Annotated in this window: 17 protein-coding genes; 12 read left to right on the top strand and 5 right to left on the bottom strand. The window is 70.9% G+C overall.

The genetic code is table 11. From position 1 onward, the window contains the following. Positions 1-209, bottom strand: a 209-nt coding sequence (locus V6S85_RS07680; protein ID WP_334348564.1) for a cation:dicarboxylate symporter family transporter, incomplete at its 3' end; no start/stop codon positions are given. Between the two features lie 208 nt (positions 210-417). Here V6S85_RS07680 and V6S85_RS07685 point away from each other — a divergent pair. Further along, positions 418-2,262: an ATP-binding protein gene (locus V6S85_RS07685; protein WP_334348565.1), complete on the top strand. Its 1,845-nt coding sequence runs from the start codon at positions 418-420 to the stop codon at positions 2,260-2,262. Then, the gene (locus V6S85_RS07690) at positions 2,259-3,599 is read left to right on the top strand and encodes a sigma-54-dependent transcriptional regulator (RefSeq protein WP_334348566.1); all 1,341 of its coding nucleotides are present in this window, start codon (positions 2,259-2,261) and stop codon (positions 3,597-3,599) included. The genes V6S85_RS07685 and V6S85_RS07690 overlap by 4 nt, the downstream gene beginning before the upstream one ends. Here V6S85_RS07690 and V6S85_RS07695 read toward each other — a convergent pair. Then, positions 3,596-4,360 carry an alpha/beta fold hydrolase gene (locus tag V6S85_RS07695; protein ID WP_334348567.1) on the bottom strand — a complete coding sequence of 255 codons (765 nt, stop codon included), beginning with the start codon at positions 4,358-4,360 and terminating at the stop codon, positions 3,596-3,598. The genes V6S85_RS07690 and V6S85_RS07695 overlap by 4 nt on opposite strands. Positions 4,361-4,576: 216 nt before the next feature. Continuing rightward, positions 4,577-5,035 (bottom strand): MarR family winged helix-turn-helix transcriptional regulator, encoded by a 459-nt coding sequence (locus V6S85_RS07700; RefSeq protein WP_116565695.1) that lies wholly within the window; start codon positions 5,033-5,035, stop codon positions 4,577-4,579. A 168-nt stretch (positions 5,036-5,203) separates the two neighbouring features. Here V6S85_RS07700 and V6S85_RS07705 point away from each other — a divergent pair, with 168 nt between their 5' ends. The 9 genes from V6S85_RS07705 to V6S85_RS07745 all read left to right on the top strand — a co-directional run bounded on the left by V6S85_RS07705 (position 5,204) and on the right by V6S85_RS07745 (position 12,236). Beyond that, entirely contained in the window at positions 5,204-5,635 is a 432-nt protein-coding gene (locus V6S85_RS07705; protein ID WP_334348568.1) for an organic hydroperoxide resistance protein, read from the top strand. Between the two features lie 85 nt (positions 5,636-5,720). After that, positions 5,721-6,254 (top strand): DUF1097 domain-containing protein, encoded by a 534-nt coding sequence (locus tag V6S85_RS07710; RefSeq protein ID WP_334348569.1) that lies wholly within the window; start codon positions 5,721-5,723, stop codon positions 6,252-6,254. Beyond that, positions 6,247-6,711, top strand: coding sequence for a DUF6130 family protein (locus V6S85_RS07715; protein WP_334348570.1), 465 nt, complete (start codon positions 6,247-6,249; stop codon positions 6,709-6,711). Before V6S85_RS07710 ends, V6S85_RS07715 begins: the two co-directional genes overlap by 8 nt. A gap of 9 nt (positions 6,712-6,720) precedes the next feature. Further along, on the top strand, positions 6,721-7,734 hold the full coding sequence (locus V6S85_RS07720; RefSeq protein WP_334348571.1) for an alpha/beta fold hydrolase: 1,014 nt from the start codon (positions 6,721-6,723) through the stop codon (positions 7,732-7,734). A 26-nt stretch (positions 7,735-7,760) separates the two neighbouring features. Then, positions 7,761-8,867 (top strand): redoxin domain-containing protein, encoded by a 1,107-nt coding sequence (locus V6S85_RS07725; protein WP_334348572.1) that lies wholly within the window; start codon positions 7,761-7,763, stop codon positions 8,865-8,867. 78 nt (positions 8,868-8,945) lie between these two features. After that, entirely contained in the window at positions 8,946-9,731 is a 786-nt protein-coding gene (locus V6S85_RS07730) for an alpha/beta fold hydrolase (RefSeq protein WP_334348573.1), read from the top strand. Between the two features lie 23 nt (positions 9,732-9,754). Then, on the top strand, positions 9,755-10,588 hold the full coding sequence (locus V6S85_RS07735) for an oxidoreductase (protein WP_334348574.1): 834 nt from the start codon (positions 9,755-9,757) through the stop codon (positions 10,586-10,588). Between the two features lie 152 nt (positions 10,589-10,740). After that, positions 10,741-12,084: an LLM class flavin-dependent oxidoreductase gene (locus V6S85_RS07740; protein ID WP_116565711.1), complete on the top strand. Its 1,344-nt coding sequence runs from the start codon at positions 10,741-10,743 to the stop codon at positions 12,082-12,084. 2 nt (positions 12,085-12,086) lie between these two features. After that, positions 12,087-12,236 (top strand): hypothetical protein, encoded by a 150-nt coding sequence (locus tag V6S85_RS07745; RefSeq protein ID WP_165828734.1) that lies wholly within the window; start codon positions 12,087-12,089, stop codon positions 12,234-12,236. 132 nt (positions 12,237-12,368) lie between these two features. Here V6S85_RS07745 and V6S85_RS07750 read toward each other — a convergent pair whose 3' ends face one another. Next, positions 12,369-14,372, bottom strand: a complete 2,004-nt coding sequence (locus V6S85_RS07750) for a glycoside hydrolase family 43 protein (protein WP_334348575.1) — start codon at positions 14,370-14,372, stop codon at positions 12,369-12,371. A 354-nt stretch (positions 14,373-14,726) separates the two neighbouring features. Here V6S85_RS07750 and V6S85_RS07755 point away from each other — a divergent pair, with 354 nt between their 5' ends. Beyond that, positions 14,727-15,005, top strand: coding sequence for an HU family DNA-binding protein (locus tag V6S85_RS07755; RefSeq protein WP_101715906.1), 279 nt, complete (start codon positions 14,727-14,729; stop codon positions 15,003-15,005). Between the two features lie 126 nt (positions 15,006-15,131). Here V6S85_RS07755 and manD read toward each other — a convergent pair whose 3' ends face one another. After that, positions 15,132-16,340: a D-mannonate dehydratase ManD gene (manD, locus tag V6S85_RS07760; RefSeq protein ID WP_058346316.1), complete on the bottom strand. Its 1,209-nt coding sequence runs from the start codon at positions 16,338-16,340 to the stop codon at positions 15,132-15,134. Positions 16,341-16,472 lie beyond the last annotated feature (132 nt).

Here is a 16,472-nt window from a genome sequence, read left to right on the forward strand (position 1 = left end):
ACGGTCAGGAAGATCACCGGGGCGATGACCATCTTCACCAGCTTGATGAAGGCGTCGCCCAGCGGCTTCAGGTCGGCCCCGAACTTGGGCCAGAAGTGGCCGATCAGGGCCCCGGCCACGATGGCGACCAGCACCTGGACGTAGAGGTGCGTGTACCAAGGCCCCTGGCGAGGCGGCGCGCCTCCGGCGGGGTTCGTCTGCGGGATCATCGGGCGGCTCCTGGCTCTCGTTTCCTCGCGCGTCCTTTGAAGGTCGGGCGCTTGGTTCAAGAGTGCGGGATTTCACCGCCGCCGTGAGCCGTTTTCGAACTTCTGAACCAAGCCCATGAATGTTCGAGAGAAATTCAAGATTTCGCCTCGTCATGACCATGCTCTTCGTGCCATATTTCACCCACGCAGAACCGCACTCGTGTGGAATATGACACAACCAGATCCAAGCGCCGTCGATACGCGACCCGCGCCCGAACGCAGCATCTCGCGCCAGGGCCTGGCCCTGTTCGCGGCGATCGCCGTGCTGATCGGCGCCGTCCTCGTCATGGCCGTGGGAAGCCTGGCGCACGACCGCGCCATGACCGCCCTGCGCGGCCGCGCCAGCGCCTCGGCGGCCCTGCACGCGGCGGTGCTGCGCAGCGAACTCGACAAGCAGCGCGCCCTGCCCCTGGTGCTGGCCGACGACGCCGACCTGGAGACGGCCCTGGCCACCCGCGACCCCCGCCGGCTGCAGGCCCTGTCGCGCAAGCTGGAACAGCTGGGCGCCCAGACCCGCGCGGCGGTGATCTATGTCGTGGCCGCCAACGGCTACACCGCCGCGGCCAGCAACTGGCGCCAGCCGACCAGCTTCCTCGGCTCGAACTACGGCTTCCGGCCCTATTTCGCGCAGGCCCTGCGCAGCGGCTACGCCGAGCAGTTCGCCCTGGGCACGGTCAGCCGCAAGCCCGGCCTCTACCTGGCCCGCCGCGTCGACGGACCCGCCGGGCCGCTGGGCGTCGTGGTGGTCAAGCTGGAGTTCGACGCCGTCGAGGCCGCCTGGCGCGCGATCGGCGAGCCTGCCTTCGTCGTCGACGGCCAGGGCCTGGCGCTGATCACCAGCGAGCCGCAATGGCGCTTCCACACCCGCGCGCCGCTGTCGCCGGCCGCCCGCCAGGCGCTGCGGACCCAGGGCCAGTTCGGCGAGGCGACCTTCGATCCCCTGCCCCTGCGCGCCCGGCGCGGCGACGGCGTCGCCCGCACCGACATCGTCCCGGCCGACCGCCAGATCGAGACCCGCCTGCCCGACGTCGCCCCCGGCTGGACCCTGCATCTGCTCAGCCCCGCCGCCCCCGCCGACCAGACCGCCGACGCCGCGCGCTGGATCACGGCCCTGGTCTGGACCCTGCTGAGCGCGGCCCTGCTGTGGCTGTGGGTGCGCCGCCGACGCGTCCACCTGGCCGCCCTGCGCGACCGCGAGACCCGGCTGGAGCTGGAGCGCCGCGTCGAGGCGCGCACCCATGAGCTGACCCAGGCCAACCGCGCCCTCTCGCACGAGGTCGACGAACGCCAGCACGCCGAGACCCGGCTGCGCTCGCTGCAGGCCGACCTGGTGCAGGCCAACAAGCTGGCGTCGCTGGGCCAGATCGCCGCCGGCGTGGCCCACGAGATCAACCAGCCGGTCGCCGCCATCCGCGCCAACGCCGACAACGGCCTGCTGCTGATCGCCCGCGGCCGCGCCGAGGCGGCCGGCGAGAACCTCACCGCCATCGCGTCGATGACCGAGCGCATCGGCCGCATCACCGACGAGCTTCGCGCCTTCTCGCGCAAGGCCGACGGCCGGGTCGAGCCGACCCTGGTCAGCGAGGTCATCGACGGCTCGGTGCTGCTGACCGCCAGCCGCTCGCGCCGGCAGCAGGCCCGGCTGGTGCGCAAGGGCGAGGCTCCCGGCCTGGCCGTGCTGGGCGAACGGGTCCGGCTGGAGCAGGTGCTGGTCAACTTGCTGCAGAACGCCTTCGAGGCGGTGGAGGAGCGGCCCGACGGCGCCGTGACCCTGACCGTCAGCGAGACCGACGACGCCGTGCGGATCGCCGTCGCCGACAATGGGCCAGGCCTCGCGCCCGAGGTCGAGCGCGCCCTGTTCACGCCGTTCCTGACCACCAAGCCCCGGGGCCTGGGCCTTGGCCTGGTGATCGCCCACGACATCGCTGCCGGCTTCGGCGGCGAACTGACGGCCGCCTCGGCGCCCGGCGCCGGCGCGACCTTCACCCTGACCCTGCGCAAGGCCGTTCCATGAGTTCCCCCGCCGGCAAGATCCTGCTCGTCGACGACGACGACGCCCTGCGCGGCGCGGTGACCCAGGGGCTGGAGCTGCGCGGCTTCGAGGTGGCGGCCTTCGACAACGCGCCGGCGGCGCTGAAGACCCTGACCCGCGACTTCGACGGCGCCGTGGTCACCGACGTGCGCATGCCGGGCATGGACGGCCTGGCGCTGTTCGAGCGCGTGCGGGCGATCGATCCCGACATCCCCGTGCTGCTGATCACCGGCCACGGCGACGTGGCCATGGCCGTGGCGGCGCTGCAGGACGGCGCCTACGACTTCGTCTCCAAGCCCTTCCCGATGGAGCGCCTGACCGCCGCCCTGGCGCGGGCCTTGGAGAAGCGGAGCCTGGTGCTCGACAACCGCCGCCTCGAGGCCGCCGCCCAGGCCGGCGGCGGCTCGCCGCTGCTGGGCGACACTCCGGTGATGCAAAGGCTGCGCGCCACCATCGCCCAGCTGGCCGAGGCCGAGGTCGACGTGCTGATCCAGGGCGAGACCGGGGCCGGCAAGGGCCTGGTAGCCCACGCCCTGCATCGCGGCGGGGTGCGGCGGAGCCGGCCGATGGTCACCGTCAACTGCGCCGCCCTGCCCGAGGCGGTGTTCGAGACCGAACTGTTCGGCGCGGCCGGTGGTTCAGCCCGGCCCAGCACCGGCCGCATCGAACGCGCCGATCGCGGCGTGCTGTTCCTCGACGAGATCGAGGGCCTGTCGCCGTCGATGCAGGCCAAGCTCCTGCGGGTGGTCGAAGAGCGCGAGATCTGGCCGGTCGGCGCGGCCGAGCCCCGCCACCTTGACCTGCGGATCATCGCCGCCAGCAAGGTCGACCTGGCCGAGGCCGTGCGCGACGGCGCCTTCCGCGCCGACCTCTACTACCGTCTCAACGTGGTCACCCTGGTGGTGCCGCCCCTGCGCGAGCGCCGCGAGGACGTGCCGGCGCTGTTCGGCCACTTCCTGGCCGAGGCCGCCGCGCGGCTGCGACGTCCCGCCCCGCGCCTGACAGCGACGATCCGCGACCATCTGCTGGGCCACGACTGGCCGGGCAACGTGCGGGAGCTGGCGCACTACGCCGAGCGCGTGGCCCTGGGCCTGCCCTCGGCGCTGGTCGGCGAGGACGGCGCGACGCCAGCCGCCACCGAAAGCCTGGCCGACCGCACCGGCCGCTACGAGGCGATGGTCATCCGCGAGACCCTGGCGGCCTGCGGCGGCGACGCCCGCACGGCGATGGCGTTGCTGCAGACGCCCCGCAAGACCTTCTACGACAAGCTGCGCCGCCACGGCATCGAGATCGACCGCTATCGGCCGGGCAAGGCTTAGCCGGCCAGGAACTCGACGATCGCCTGCGCGAAGGCCGGCGCGGCCACCGCCGAGCGATGGTCGCCGCTGACCAGCAGCGACCGCGCCCCCGGGATCGCCGCGGCCAGCCGCTCGGGATGCACGGCCAGCGGATCGTCGTCGCCAGCGATGACCAGGGTCGGGGCCGTGATGCGATCCAGCGGGATCGGCTTGGCGTGGACGACGCTGGCCTGGGCGGCCAGGGCCTTGCGGTCGGCGCCGATGGCGTCGGCGAAAAGTCGGAACGGCGCGGCGGCCGGGTGCTCGATCATCGAGACGTCCTCGACCAGCAGCGCCTGGACGATGGCGTCGCTGGGCACGTGGCGGGTGTCGACGCCGCCGGTCGCCACCACGCCCTCGCCCACTCCGCCGGTCACGAGGCGGCGCACGCGCGGCTCCTGGCTGGCGCAGATCAGGCTGACGATCGCGCCCATGGAATAGCCGGCCAGGTCGATGGCCGGGACCTCCAGATGGTCGATCAGTTCGGAGAGGTCGCCCGCCATCCGCGCCTCGCCGTAGAAGGACGGATCATGCGGCTTGTCCGAGGCGCCATGGCCACGGGCGTCGACGGCGATCACCCGGCGACCGGCCGCGAGCAGCGCGTCGACGATGCCCGGCGCCTTCCAGTTTATCGGACCGCTGGCCGAAAAGCCGTGATGCAGCACCACCGGCGGCCGCGCGGCGTCCTCGCCCCACTCATGGCAGGCGATCGACAGGCCGTCGGCGGTGGTGAAGCGGAACATGCGCGGCTCACGATTTCAAACGAACGTTTCAACCGATACCAAGCTTCACCGACGCCCGCAACGTGGGGGCAAGCGCCAAGATCCCCCCTGAAGGGGGAGGTGGCCCGAAGGGCCGGAGGGGGAATTAGCTTCGGACTTCAAAGCTGCCGCTGCCTCACAGTCCGCTTCCCCTCAGTCGCTCCGCGACAGCTCCCCCTTCAGGGGGAGCGTCTCCACTCAAGCGTCGTTGGCGACGTGGGCGATCAGGTTGTCGCGCACGCGGGTGATGGTCTTCTGCACCTGGCGGAACTCGTCGGGCTCCAGGCCCGTGGCCTTGACCAGGGTCTTCTGGCCGCCCTTCTCGCGCAGGTCGCGACCGGCCTGCGTCAGGCTGATGATCACCTGGCGCTCGTCGGACGGGTCGCGACGGCGCTGCAGGAAGCCCAGGCTCTCCAGCTTCTTGAGGATAGGGGTCAGGGTGTTGCTCTCCAGGAAGAGCTTGTCGCCCAGGCTCTTCACGCTCTGGCCGTCCTCCTCCCACAGCGCCACGATGATGATCCACTGGGTGTAGGTCACGCCCAGTTCGTCGAGGATCGGCTTGTAGGCGCGGCCATAGGCGAGATTGGCCGAATAGACGGCGAAGCACAGGAAATCGGCGAGCCTGGGAGCTTTGGCGGGCGGGGCGGAGGTCGTCATAGGAGCCTTGCGTCGTAGCCTTGCGTTTTACGGGGCCGCGGGTGGTTCGCGGCGGTTCGGGACAAATATAAATCGGATCCGATCAAATCGGAAGGTTGACGATATGCGAAACTTCGATCTATGAAATCGGTACCGATTACATCGGATCCGATTGAAAAAGAGATCGACATGACCACCGCCTCCGAAACCACCATCGACACCGTCCTCTACACCGGTCGCACCCACGTCACCGGCGGCCGCGACGGCGCGGCCCGCAGCGACGACGGCAAACTGGACGTCCGCCTGTCGCCCCCCGGCGCCGCCGGCCCGGGCACGAACCCCGAGCAGTTGTTCGCCGCCGGCTGGTCGGCCTGCTTCATCGGCGCCATGGGCCTGGCCGCCCGCGCGCAAGGGCTGGCCCTGCCGGCCGACGTCGCCGTCGACGCCGAGGTCGACCTGGGCAAGTCGGGCGAAGGCTACCAGCTGCAGGCCCGCCTGAACGTCAGCCTGCCGGGCCTGCCCGCCGACGTCGCCCGCGCCCTGGTCGAGGCCGCCCACCAGACCTGCCCCTACTCCAAGGCCACGCGCGGCAACATCGGCGTGACCCTGAACCTGATCTGACCCGCCTGATCTGAGCCGGAAGACCCGAGGCGCTGCGGGATGCGGCGCCTCCATCCGCCCTCCCCGAACCCAAGGAAACGTCCCCATGCCCGCCTTGCCCGCCTTGCCCGCCCTCTCCGCCTTCGCCACGCCGAAGTCCGCGCAGTTCCACGCCGTCTCGCTCAGCGTCGCCGCCGTCGCGGGGATCGCCACCCTGGGCGTGACCTCGGTCATGCTCCCGCCGCCGGCCATGTTCCTGGGCTGGGCCGCCTTCAACCTGGCGGGCGACGACCTGCGCGGCGGCCTGGCCAACACCGTCTCGCACCTGCTGGGCCTGGCGCTGGGCGCAGGAACCGCCCTGTTGATCGGGGCCATGACGCCCGCCCTCGGCCTGCTGGCCACGCCGCTCGCCGTGATCGGCGTCGTCATCGTCGTGCTGTCGCTGCGCGAGGTCGCGCCGATCAACAATCCGCTGGCCTACTTCCTGGGCCTGACCAGCTTCTTCTATTCGGGCCTGGCCCCCTCGGCCTCGACCCTGGCGGTGCTGGGCTCGGCCGCCGTCATCGGCGGCGCGGCCTGCGCGATCGCCGCCTTCGCCCAGGACGCCGTGGCCCGCGCCGGCGAGGTTCGCCATGCGTAAGCCCTTCCTCCTCGCCCTGGCCGCCGCCCTGCTGGCCGGCCCCGCCCTCGCCCAGAGCCTGCCGAACCTCACCGCCGGCGAGGTGCTCGGCCCGGCCGGCGTCGTCCCGCTGACCACGCCCCAGCCGCCCGCGCGCCTGGTCGTCGACCCGCCCCTGCCCGGCCCGCTGGCCCAAGGCCGGGTGTTCATCCAGTACCGGGCCGAGAACCTGCGCATCGAGCCGGTGTTCGGCCCCGCCGCCCTGGCCGTCACGCCCCGCATCGGCCACGTCCACGTCACCGTCGACGACGCCCCCTGGCACTGGGCCGACGCCAGCGGCGAGCCGATCATCCTGGTCGGCCTGACGCCCGGGTCGCACAGCGTTCAAATCACGCTCGCCGACGCCAATCATCGCCCGCTCGACAGCGCCACGATCCGCTTCGTCGTTCCGGCCGCCCCCGCCGGCCACCAGCACTAGGCACGCCCCATGACCTCGAAGTTCGACCTTCCCCGCCGCCGCCTGCTGCAAGCCGTCGCCATCGCCGGCGCCGCGGGCCTGGCCTCCCGCGCCGTCGCCGCCACGGCCGCCGCCCCCGCGCCCGCCTGGACCCTGCGCCAGGTCACGACCCCCGACCTGGTAATCGGCTACGCCGAGGCCGGTCCGGCCGACGGCCCCCCGGTGATCCTGCTGCACGGCTGGCCCTACGACATCCACGCCTTCGCCGAGGTCGCCCCGATCCTGGCCGCCGCCGGCAAGCGGGTGATCGTCCCGCACCTGCGCGGCTACGGAACCACGCGCTTCACCTCCGACGACGCCCCGCGCAACGGCCAGCAGGCCGCCCTCGCCGTCGACGTCATCGCCCTGATGGACGCGCTGAACATCGACAAGGCCGTGATCGGCGGCTTCGACTGGGGCGCGCGCACGGCCTGCATCGTCGCGGCCCTGTGGCCGCAGCGCTGCTCGGCCCTGGTCAGCGTCAGCGGCTACCTGATCGGCAGCCAGGCGGCCAACGCCGCCCCCCTGCCGCCCGAGGCCGAGCTCTCCTGGTGGTACCAGTTCTACTTCGCCACCGAGCGCGGCGCGAAGGGCTACGCCCAGAACCGCGACGCCTTCGCCCGGCTGATCTGGAAGACCGCCTCGCCCAAGTGGGCGTTCGACGACGCGACCTTCGCCCGCTCGGCTGCCTCGCTGGCCAATCCCGACCACGTGGCCATCACCATCCACAACTACCGCTGGCGGCTGGGCCTGGCGCAGGGCGAGGCCCGCTTCGACGCGCTGGAGGCCAAGCTCGCCCAAGGCCCCGCCATCACCGTGCCGACCATCACCATGGAAGGCGACGGCAACGCCGCCCCGCACCCGCCGCCGGCCGCCTACGCCGGCAAGTTCAAGGGCCGCTACGAGCACCGCGATGTGGGCGGCGGCGTCGGCCACAACCTGCCCCAGGAAGCGCCGCGCGACTTCGCCCGCGCCATCCTGGACGTCGCCCGCTGGGCGGCCTGAAGCCTCGATCCAAAGGAGCGGTCGCCGTGACCCGATCCGAACATCTCTCCCGCCGCGACTGGCTGAAGGGCGCGGCCGTCGGCCTCGCGCCCCTCGGCCTCGCGCCACTGTCGGTCGCCGCCGCCATCGGCCTGCCGCCGGCCCGCAAGGCTCTGGCCTGGGCCTCCGGGTCCTCGTCGGCGCTGGACGCCCTTTCCCTGTCGCCGCAGTGGCTGAACGGCCCAGCGCCGACGCCCAAGGCGCTGGCCGGCAAGGTCGTGCTGGTCGCCTTCTGGACCTATTCCTGCATCAACAGCCTGCGGGTTCTGCCCTATCTGCGCGCCTGGCACGCCCGATATCGTGATCGCGGGCTCGTCGTGATCGGCGTCCACACGCCCGAATTCGCCTTCGAGAAGGACGTCGCCAACGTGCGCCAGGCCCTTTCCGACCTGGACGTCCCGTTCCCGGTGGTGCTCGACAGCGACTGGCGGATCTGGCGGGCCTACGGCAACAACGCCTGGCCGGCCTTCTACTTCGTCGGCGCCGACGGCAAGGTGCGCGGCCATGCGGCGGGCGAAGGCGACTACGACCGCCACGAACGGCGCATCCAGGCCCTGCTGGCGCAGGTCCCGGGTCCGGCGATCGCCGAAGGCCTGTCGCCGATCAAGGCCATGGGGCCCGAAGCCGCGCCCGACTTCGCCGAACTGGGCTCGCCCGAAAGCTATATCGGCTGGGGAAAGGCCGACGCCTTCGCCTCGCCCGGCGGCCTGCGCCAGGACGTCGCCAAGGCCTATCGCCTGCCCGGCGCCCTCGACCTCAACCGCTGGGGCCTGGCCGGCGAGTGGCGGGCCGGCGAGGAATTCACCACCAGCCTCGCGCCCGGCGCCGCGATCGCCAGCCGCTTCCACGCCCGCGACCTGCACATGGTGCTCGCGCCCGACCAGCCCGGCCGGCCGTTGCGCTACCGCGTGCGCCTCGACGGACAACCGCCGGGTCCCGACCACGGCTGGGACGTGGCGGCCGACGGAACCGGCGTGATCGACCGCCCCCGCATGTATCAGCTCGTCCGCCAGTCTCGCCCCGTGGCCGACCGCGGCTTCGAGATCACGTTCCTGGATCCCGGCGTCCGCGCCTACGCCTTCACCTTCGGCTAGCCCGCACATCGTCCCCAGACCTGAAACCCCGAACGGCCCACGGCCGAACCCTTCCGCACGCCTTAAAGGAAAGCCTCCATGTCCAAGAAAGCCCTCGTCCTTTCGTTCGCCTTCGCCCTGACCGGCCTGGCCGCCGCCCAGGCCGCCGCGCCGCCCGCCGCCAAGCCGACGGTCGTCCTGGTGCACGGCGCCTTCGCCGACTCCAGCAGCTGGGACGGCGTGGTCGCCGACCTCCGCCGCGACGGCTATCCCGTGGTCTCGGCCGCCAACCCGCTGCGCGGCGCGGCCAATGACGCCGCCGCCGTGCGCACGGTGATCAACTCGATCCCCGGCCCGGTCGTACTGGTCGGCCACTCCTACGGCGGCACGGTGATCTCGGCCGCCGCCGACGGCGCGGCCAACGTCAAGGCGCTCGTCTATGTCGCCGCCTTCGCCCCGGAGGTCGGCGAGAGCACCTTCGAGCTGGCCGGCAAGTTCCCCGGCTCCACCCTGCCCGCCGCCCTCGACAAGCCGGTCGACCTGCCCGGCGGCGGCCACGACCTCTATATCCAGCAGGACAAGTTCCCCGCCCAGTTCGCCGCCGACGTGCCGCTGGCCAAGGCCCGGCTGATGGCGATCGCCCAGCGCCCGCTGACCGACGCCGCCGGCGGCGAGAAGGCCGTCTCGGCCGCCTGGAAGACCATCCCGTCATGGTGGGTCTGGGGCGGCGGCGACCGCAACATCCCGCCGGCCGCCATGGCGTTCATGGCCGACCGCGCGCATGCCAAGCAGGTGGTGACCGTGCCCGGAGCCTCGCACGTGGTGATGATCTCGCACCCGCACGCGGTCTCGGCGCTGATCGAGACCGCGGCCAAGGCTCAGTGACCCCGGCGGAAAGGAAAACACCCATGCGCAAGACATGGCTGATCACCGGGGCCTCCCGCGGCCTCGGACGGGCGCTGGCGCAAGCCGTGCTGGCCGCTGGCGGCCGCCTGGTGGCCACGGCCCGCGATCCCCGCGCCCTCGAAGACCTCGCAGCACGCCACGGCGACGCCGTGCGGCTGGCGGCCCTCGACGTCTCCGATCCGGTCGCGGCCGAGCGCGCCGTGGCCCTGGCGGTCTCCGCCTTCGGCCGGCTCGACGTGGTGGTCAACAACGCCGGCTACGGCGATGTCGGCTCGGTGGAGGACACCTCGCTCGACGACTTCCGCCGGCAGATCGAGACCATCCTCTTCGGCACGATCATCGTCACCAAGGCGGCGATCCCGCTGCTGCGGGAACAGGGATCCGGCCACGTGATCCAGCTGTCGTCAGTCGGCGGACGGATCGGCGCGCCGGGCCGCGCGCCCTACTCGGCCGCCAAATGGGGCGTGGAGGGCTTTTCGGAGTCCCTGGCGCTCGAGATGGCCCTGGTCGGCGTCAAGGTGACCATCGTCGAGCCCGGCGGCTTCCGCACCGACTTCGCCGGCGCCTCGACGACGCTCAGCGCCGGCCAGAGCGCGTACGACGCCGTGGTCGGGGCCACGGCCCGGCGCCAGGCGGCCTATGACGGAACCCAGCCGGGCGACCCGGCCCGCGCCGCCCAGGCGCTCCTCGCCGTCGCCGCCATGGACGAGCCGCCGCTGCGCCTCGCGCTGGGCAGCGACGCCGTCGCCATCATCCGTGACACCGACCAGCGGCGGCTGGCGCAGCTGGAACGCTGGCGGGACTTGAGCGTCTCGACCGACTTTCCGGCCCAGTAATTCTGATCGGCCTTGCAGCCGAGCAGACGGCGGCGTTCGAAAACTCCAGCGAAAGCAGGGTGTTGAACGCCGCCAATAGGCCTCTTGAGAACACCTGATTTGTCGCCCGCCCTCCCCGGTCGCAAGCCTGCGGCCAAGACACGGAGGCGAACATGACCACGGCCGCGAAACGCCAACTGAAACTTGGCGCCATCCTCGAAGGCGTCGGCGCCGATCACACCAGCTGGCGCGACCCAGACCTCGCCGGCGACGCCAGCATCGACATCGGCTGGTACATCGACAACGCCCGCCTGGCCGAGGCGGCCAAGTTCGACCTCGTCTTCATCGTCGACAGCCCGTTCATCACGCCCGACACCGCGCCGCACTTCCTCAACCGGCTGGAACCGCTGACCCTGCTCTCGGCCCTGGCGGTCTCGACCTCGAAGATCGGCCTCGTCGGCACCCTGACCACCTCGTACTGGGAGCCCTACAACGTGGCCCGCCAGTTCGGCTCGCTGGACCACATCAGCAAGGGCCGCGCGGGCTGGAACGTGGTCACCACGGGCCTCGAAGGCGCCGCCCGCAACTACGGCCGCGACGCCCACTTCGACCACGCCGTGCGCTACGACCGGGCCGGCGAGTTCGTCGACGTCGTCCAGGGCCTGTGGGACAGCTACGAGGACGACGCCTTCCCGCGCGACAAGGCCGCCGGCGTCTTCCTCGACAAGGACAAGCAGCACGCCCTGAACCACAAGGGCGCGCACTTCCAGGTGGCCGGGCCGCTGGCGCTGAGCCGCTCCAGCCAGGGCCAGCCGGTGATCTTCCAGGCCGGGGTCAGCGGCGCGGGCCGCGATCTGGGCGCCCGCATCGCCGAGGGCGTGTTCGCCGGCGTCGACGGCTTCGAGGACGCCCAGGAATACTATGCCGACCTCAAGGCCCGGGCGGTCGCGCAAGGCCGCGATCCCGACCACATCAGCGTGCTGCCGGGCCTGTCGCCCGTCATCGCCGACACCGACGAGGAGGCCCGCGCCCTGGCCGAAGCCCAGCGCGGCGCCGTCGGCATCGACAAGCTGCTGACCCAGCTTGGCCGCGCCTTCGGCTATCACGACTTCAAGCAGTACCCGCTGGACGGGCCGTTCCCCGACGTCTCGGGCCTCAGCCTCAACAGCTACAAGGGCCACGCCGAGCGCATCGTGCGGATTTCGCGGGAACAGAACCTCACCCTGCGCCAGGCGGCCGAGCGGTTCGGAACCTGGCGCAGCGACTTCGTCGGCTCGCCCCAGACCATCGCCAACGAGATCCAGCGCTGGTTCGAAGGCCGCGCCGCCGACGGCTTCATCCTGCGGGTGACGCGCCCGCGCGACTTCGCCCTGTTCCGCGAGGAGGTCGTGCCTATCCTGCAGGCCCGCGGCCTGTTCCGCACCGAGTACGAGCACGACACCCTGCGCGGGCACCTGGGCCTGCCCATTCCCGAAAACCGCTGGACCCGCGCGCCCGGCCAGCTGGCGGCGGAATAGCGATGGCGGAACTTCTGGAAGCCGTGATCGAGGCGGCCCCGCCGCCTCGTCCGCCCGTCATCGACCTTGCCCTGGCGGCGCTGGACTGGCCTGCGCCGGGGCTGGCCGATCGCATCGACGTGCTGGAGCGGGCGGCGCTGGACGCGGCTTAGGTCGTCAATCGCCCAGCGTGGTCCTCGTCCTTCGACAGGCTCAGGATGAGGACCATTGGCAAGCCCGTTCGCCGGAAAACCTCATCCTGAGCTTATCGAAGGACGAGGTTTTCGCCACCGATGCTGGCCCCCCTACCGCCACACGAACCGCGCCCCGTCCTTGCCGTCGGATTGCGGCCCCGGGCTGTCGGCCGTCCAGACGCCGGCCGGCGACACCCGCAGGAAGCGGTTGGTGACCAGCGACATCAGGGCCAGCTCCCCCGTCGGGGTCTCGATCCACTGGAAGGCCTGGGCCTTGTCGTCGCGAGCCTTGACCAGGCTGACGGCCCCGTCGGCGGCGACGGTCAGGTAGCCTTCCGGCCCGCGCAGCAAGGCCCGCCCCAGCGGCCGCTTCTCGACGGTCACCGCCTTCTCCTGGCCCAGCGCCGACAGCGTCACCTTGCGGCCGTCGGGGATCGGCCGGCGCAGGCCACGCGGATGCGGCTCGAACACCTCGAAGGCGTCAAAGTCGGCGACCCCGCCCTCGCGGCCGGCCTCGTTGTAGGCGAACAGGCCGTAGCGCACGCCCTGGAAGGTGCGCAGCTGGAACACCATCGTCATCGGCTCGCCCAGCGACGTGAACGCCTTGCCGTCGGTCGAATAGGAGAACCGCGCCGTCTCGGCCATGAAGTCGGCGTCGGCCTGCAACCAGATCCGCGCGCCGGCGACCTTGGCCTTGGCGCTTTGCCCCGTGCGCTGGTCGCGCTGCTCGATCTCCAGCCCGCCGGCGACCTTGCGCACGCCGATCCAGGCATGGGGCAGGTTCAAGAGGGCCAGGCCCGCCACGTCGCCCTCGGCCAGTCCCGACGCGTCCAGCAGCGTTCGCGGCCGCGACACGGGGCCGATCGAGCGCTGGGTCAGGGTGTTGCGCGCCGTCCAGAAATCGGCGGCCGGCAGGGTCTTCAGCCGCAGGAAGCCCGGCCGCTCGGACAGCGACCAGCGGGCGTCGACGGGCGCGTGGTTCCACTGCCAGATCGGCTTGAGCTTGGCCCCCGAAAAGTCGTCGCCGCGCTCGTACGGCGCTTGCGGCGCGTCCTTCACGCCCGTCTCCGGCTTGACCCAGGTGCGCGGGTTGCGGCCCAGGTTCCCCGGCAGGCCGAAATAGGGCCAGCCGTCCTTCCAGGTCACCGGCGACAGGGCCGTCAGCCGCCCCACCGAATTGTAGTCCATCATCGAATAGCCCCACCACGCGCCGCCAGGCGTCTGGACGTAGCCGCCCTGGTGCAGGGCGGTGCGGCCGCGCGGCCGGGGATCGGGCGGGATGATCGTGAACGGCGGCTTGGGCGCCTCCAGCCGGTTGCCCTCGGCCAGGCCGAAGTCCTCGCCGACGCTGATCTCGCGATTGACCTCGTACGGCCCCTCCGGCCGGTCGGCGCGCGCCACCGGCAGGCGCATCATGCCGTCGAACCAGGCGCTGGTGATCCAGTACTTGCCGCCGACCTTGGTGAAGTGCAGCCCCTCGCCCATGCCCTGCCCGGGCGCGATGATTTCGCGCTCGGTGCCCGGCACGATGTCGGTCAGGTCGGCGTTCAGCTGCGCCATGCGGATGCCGCGATAGCCCCAGACCACGTAGACCTTGCCATCGTCGTCGAACAGCACCGACAGGTCATGGAAACCGCGCTTCATCCGCGTGCGCGTCCACGGGCCGGCCGGGTCCTTGGCCGTGAAGTGGAAGGTGGCCTCGCGATTGACGTTGCTGAAGATGTGGAAGACGCTGTCGTGATGGCGGAAGCTCGGCGCCCAGAAGCCCTGGCCGTAGACGTCGCCGCCCTCCAGCCGGAAGTTCGGGCCAAGGTCCAGCCTGTCGGCCGCGTAGCCGACGAACCGCCAGTTCACCAGGTCTCGCGAGCGCAGGATCGGCAGGCCCGGCATCGCGTGCATGGTGGTGCCGGTCAGGTAGTAGTCCTCGCCCACCCGGATCATGTCGGGGTCGGAGAACTCGTCGTAGAATAGCGGATTGGTGAACGTCCCGTCGCCGTTGTCGGCGGTCCAGGTATGGGGCGAGGGCTCGGCGGCCAGCCCCGGCGCGCCGCTTCCCATCAGCATGAACGCCGCCAGGCCGGCCAGGAACACGCGGTGAGGCTTGCTCGACGTCATGCTGCTTCTTCCCTCGTCGCCGTCTCGAGCGGCGTCTGGAGCAGCCTCGCGAGCTGCCGACCTTTTGTCTGAGTATATTTGAAGGCCATCATCGTCAATCACGGGACGGTCTGGATATGCGTGCACATGCAATATCCAAAAACCGCATTATTGTCTGAGTAAACTGCCCTCAACCACTCGCGCCCGTACCGGATCCAGGCCACATCCGCGCCACAAGGCCGGTGCAACCAGGCGGATCAGCACTTTTTCGGCCTTCCACCGGTTGCGGCGGACGCTTGACGTCACATGGCGGCGCGTGACAAGGCCGATCTCACCAGTCAGTCTGGTTCTCCCGATTCTATAAGGAGTTACTCCATGAACACCGCCGATATCGCCGAAGCTCTGGTCGCCAGCGACGACAAGCTGACCAAGACCCAGGCCAAGGCCATCGTCGACGGCGTCTTCAAGGCCATCGCTGACGCCGCCGTGAAGGGCGAAGAAGTCTCGATCCCGGGCTTCGGCAAGTTCAAGGTCCAGGACAAGCCGGCCCGCACCGGCCGCAACCCGGCCACCGGCGCCACGATCGAGATCGCCGCCAGCAAGAAGGTCGGCTTCACGCCGGCCAAGCAACTGAAGGACGCCGTCAACGGCTGATCCTGACAGGAACGGCCTTCGGGCAAGCTCGAAGAAAAAAGAGGCGGAACGTTTCAGACGTTCCGCCTCTGCTGTTTTGGGGCCGCCCATCGCCGATGCGAGGGCGGCCTCGTCATGTAAGCCCGCCTACCAGTTCCACATCGTCCCGTCTTCCAGGCGGGCGACGGGCAGCTGGCGCGGCTCGTAGGGGTACTTGGCCGCCAGGGCCTCGTCGATGTCGACGCCGTGGCCCGGCGTGTCGCCCACGTACAGCATGCCCTTGTCGAACCGGTAGTCGTGCGGGAACACCGCGTCGGTCTCTTCGGAATGGCGCATGTATTCCTGGATGCCGAAGTTGGGCACCCAGGTGTCGAAGTGTAGCGCCGCCCCCATGGTGACCGGCGACAGGTCGGTGGCCCCATGGCAGCCCGTGCGCACCGACCACAGCGAGGCGAAGTCGGCGATGCGGCGCAGGTGGGTCAGGCCGCCGGCCCCGACGATGGTCGTGCGGATGTAGTCGATCAGCTGTTCCTGGATCAGGTCCTTGGCGTCCCAGATCGTGTTGAACACCTCGCCCACGGCCAGCGGCGTGGTGGTGTGCTGGCGGATCAGGCGGAAGGCTTCCTGGTTCTCGGCCGGCGTGGAATCCTCCAGCCAGAAGAGGTCGTAGGGCTCCAGGCTCTTGCCCAGCTGGGCCGCCTCGCGCGGGGTCATCCGGTGGTGGCCGTCGTGCAGCAGGGCGACGTCGAAGCCGTGCTCCTTGCGCAGCGCCTCGAACAGGGTGGGCAGGTAGCGCAGGTACTTGCGGGTGTCCCAGGTGGTCTCGGTCGGCAGGGTGGCGTCGGCCGGCTCGTAGTACATGTCGCCGCGGCCCACGCCGTAGGCCAGGTCCAGGCCCGGCACGCCCGACTGGGCGCGCACGGCCTTGTAGCCGGCGTCGATATAGCGCCCGACGGCCTCGACGGTGTCTTCCAGGTCGCTGCCGTTGGCGTGGCCGTAGACCAGCACGCCGTCGCGCGAACGCCCGCCCAGCAGGTCGTACAGCGGCGCGCCCAGCGCCTTGGCCTTGATGTCCCACAGCGCCACGTCGACGGCGGCGATGGCGCGCATCGTCACCGGGCCGCGACGCCAGTAGGCCCCGCGATAGAGGAACTGCCAGATGTCCTCGATGCGGCGCGCGTCGCGGCCGATCAGCACCGGAATGACGTGGTCTTCCAGATAGGCGACGACCGACTTTTCGCGGCCGTTCAGGGTGGCGTCGCCGATGCCGTAGACGCCCTGGTCGGTCTCGATCTTCAGGGTGACGAAGTTGCGCCCGGGCGAGGTGACGATCACGCGGGCGCCGGTAATTCGCATCGGCGGCAGGCCGGCTGCCTTGAACGCCTCGGTTTGGCTAGTATGCACGTCGAGATTCCCGTGGTCTTCCAGTTGGAAGACCCATAACTATCGACAACTGGCTTGTCCATATTGGTCAGACCAATTTTAGGA

The organism is Caulobacter sp. CCNWLW153 (assembly GCF_036889365.1).
Lineage (GTDB): Bacteria > Pseudomonadota > Alphaproteobacteria > Caulobacterales > Caulobacteraceae > Caulobacter > Caulobacter radicis.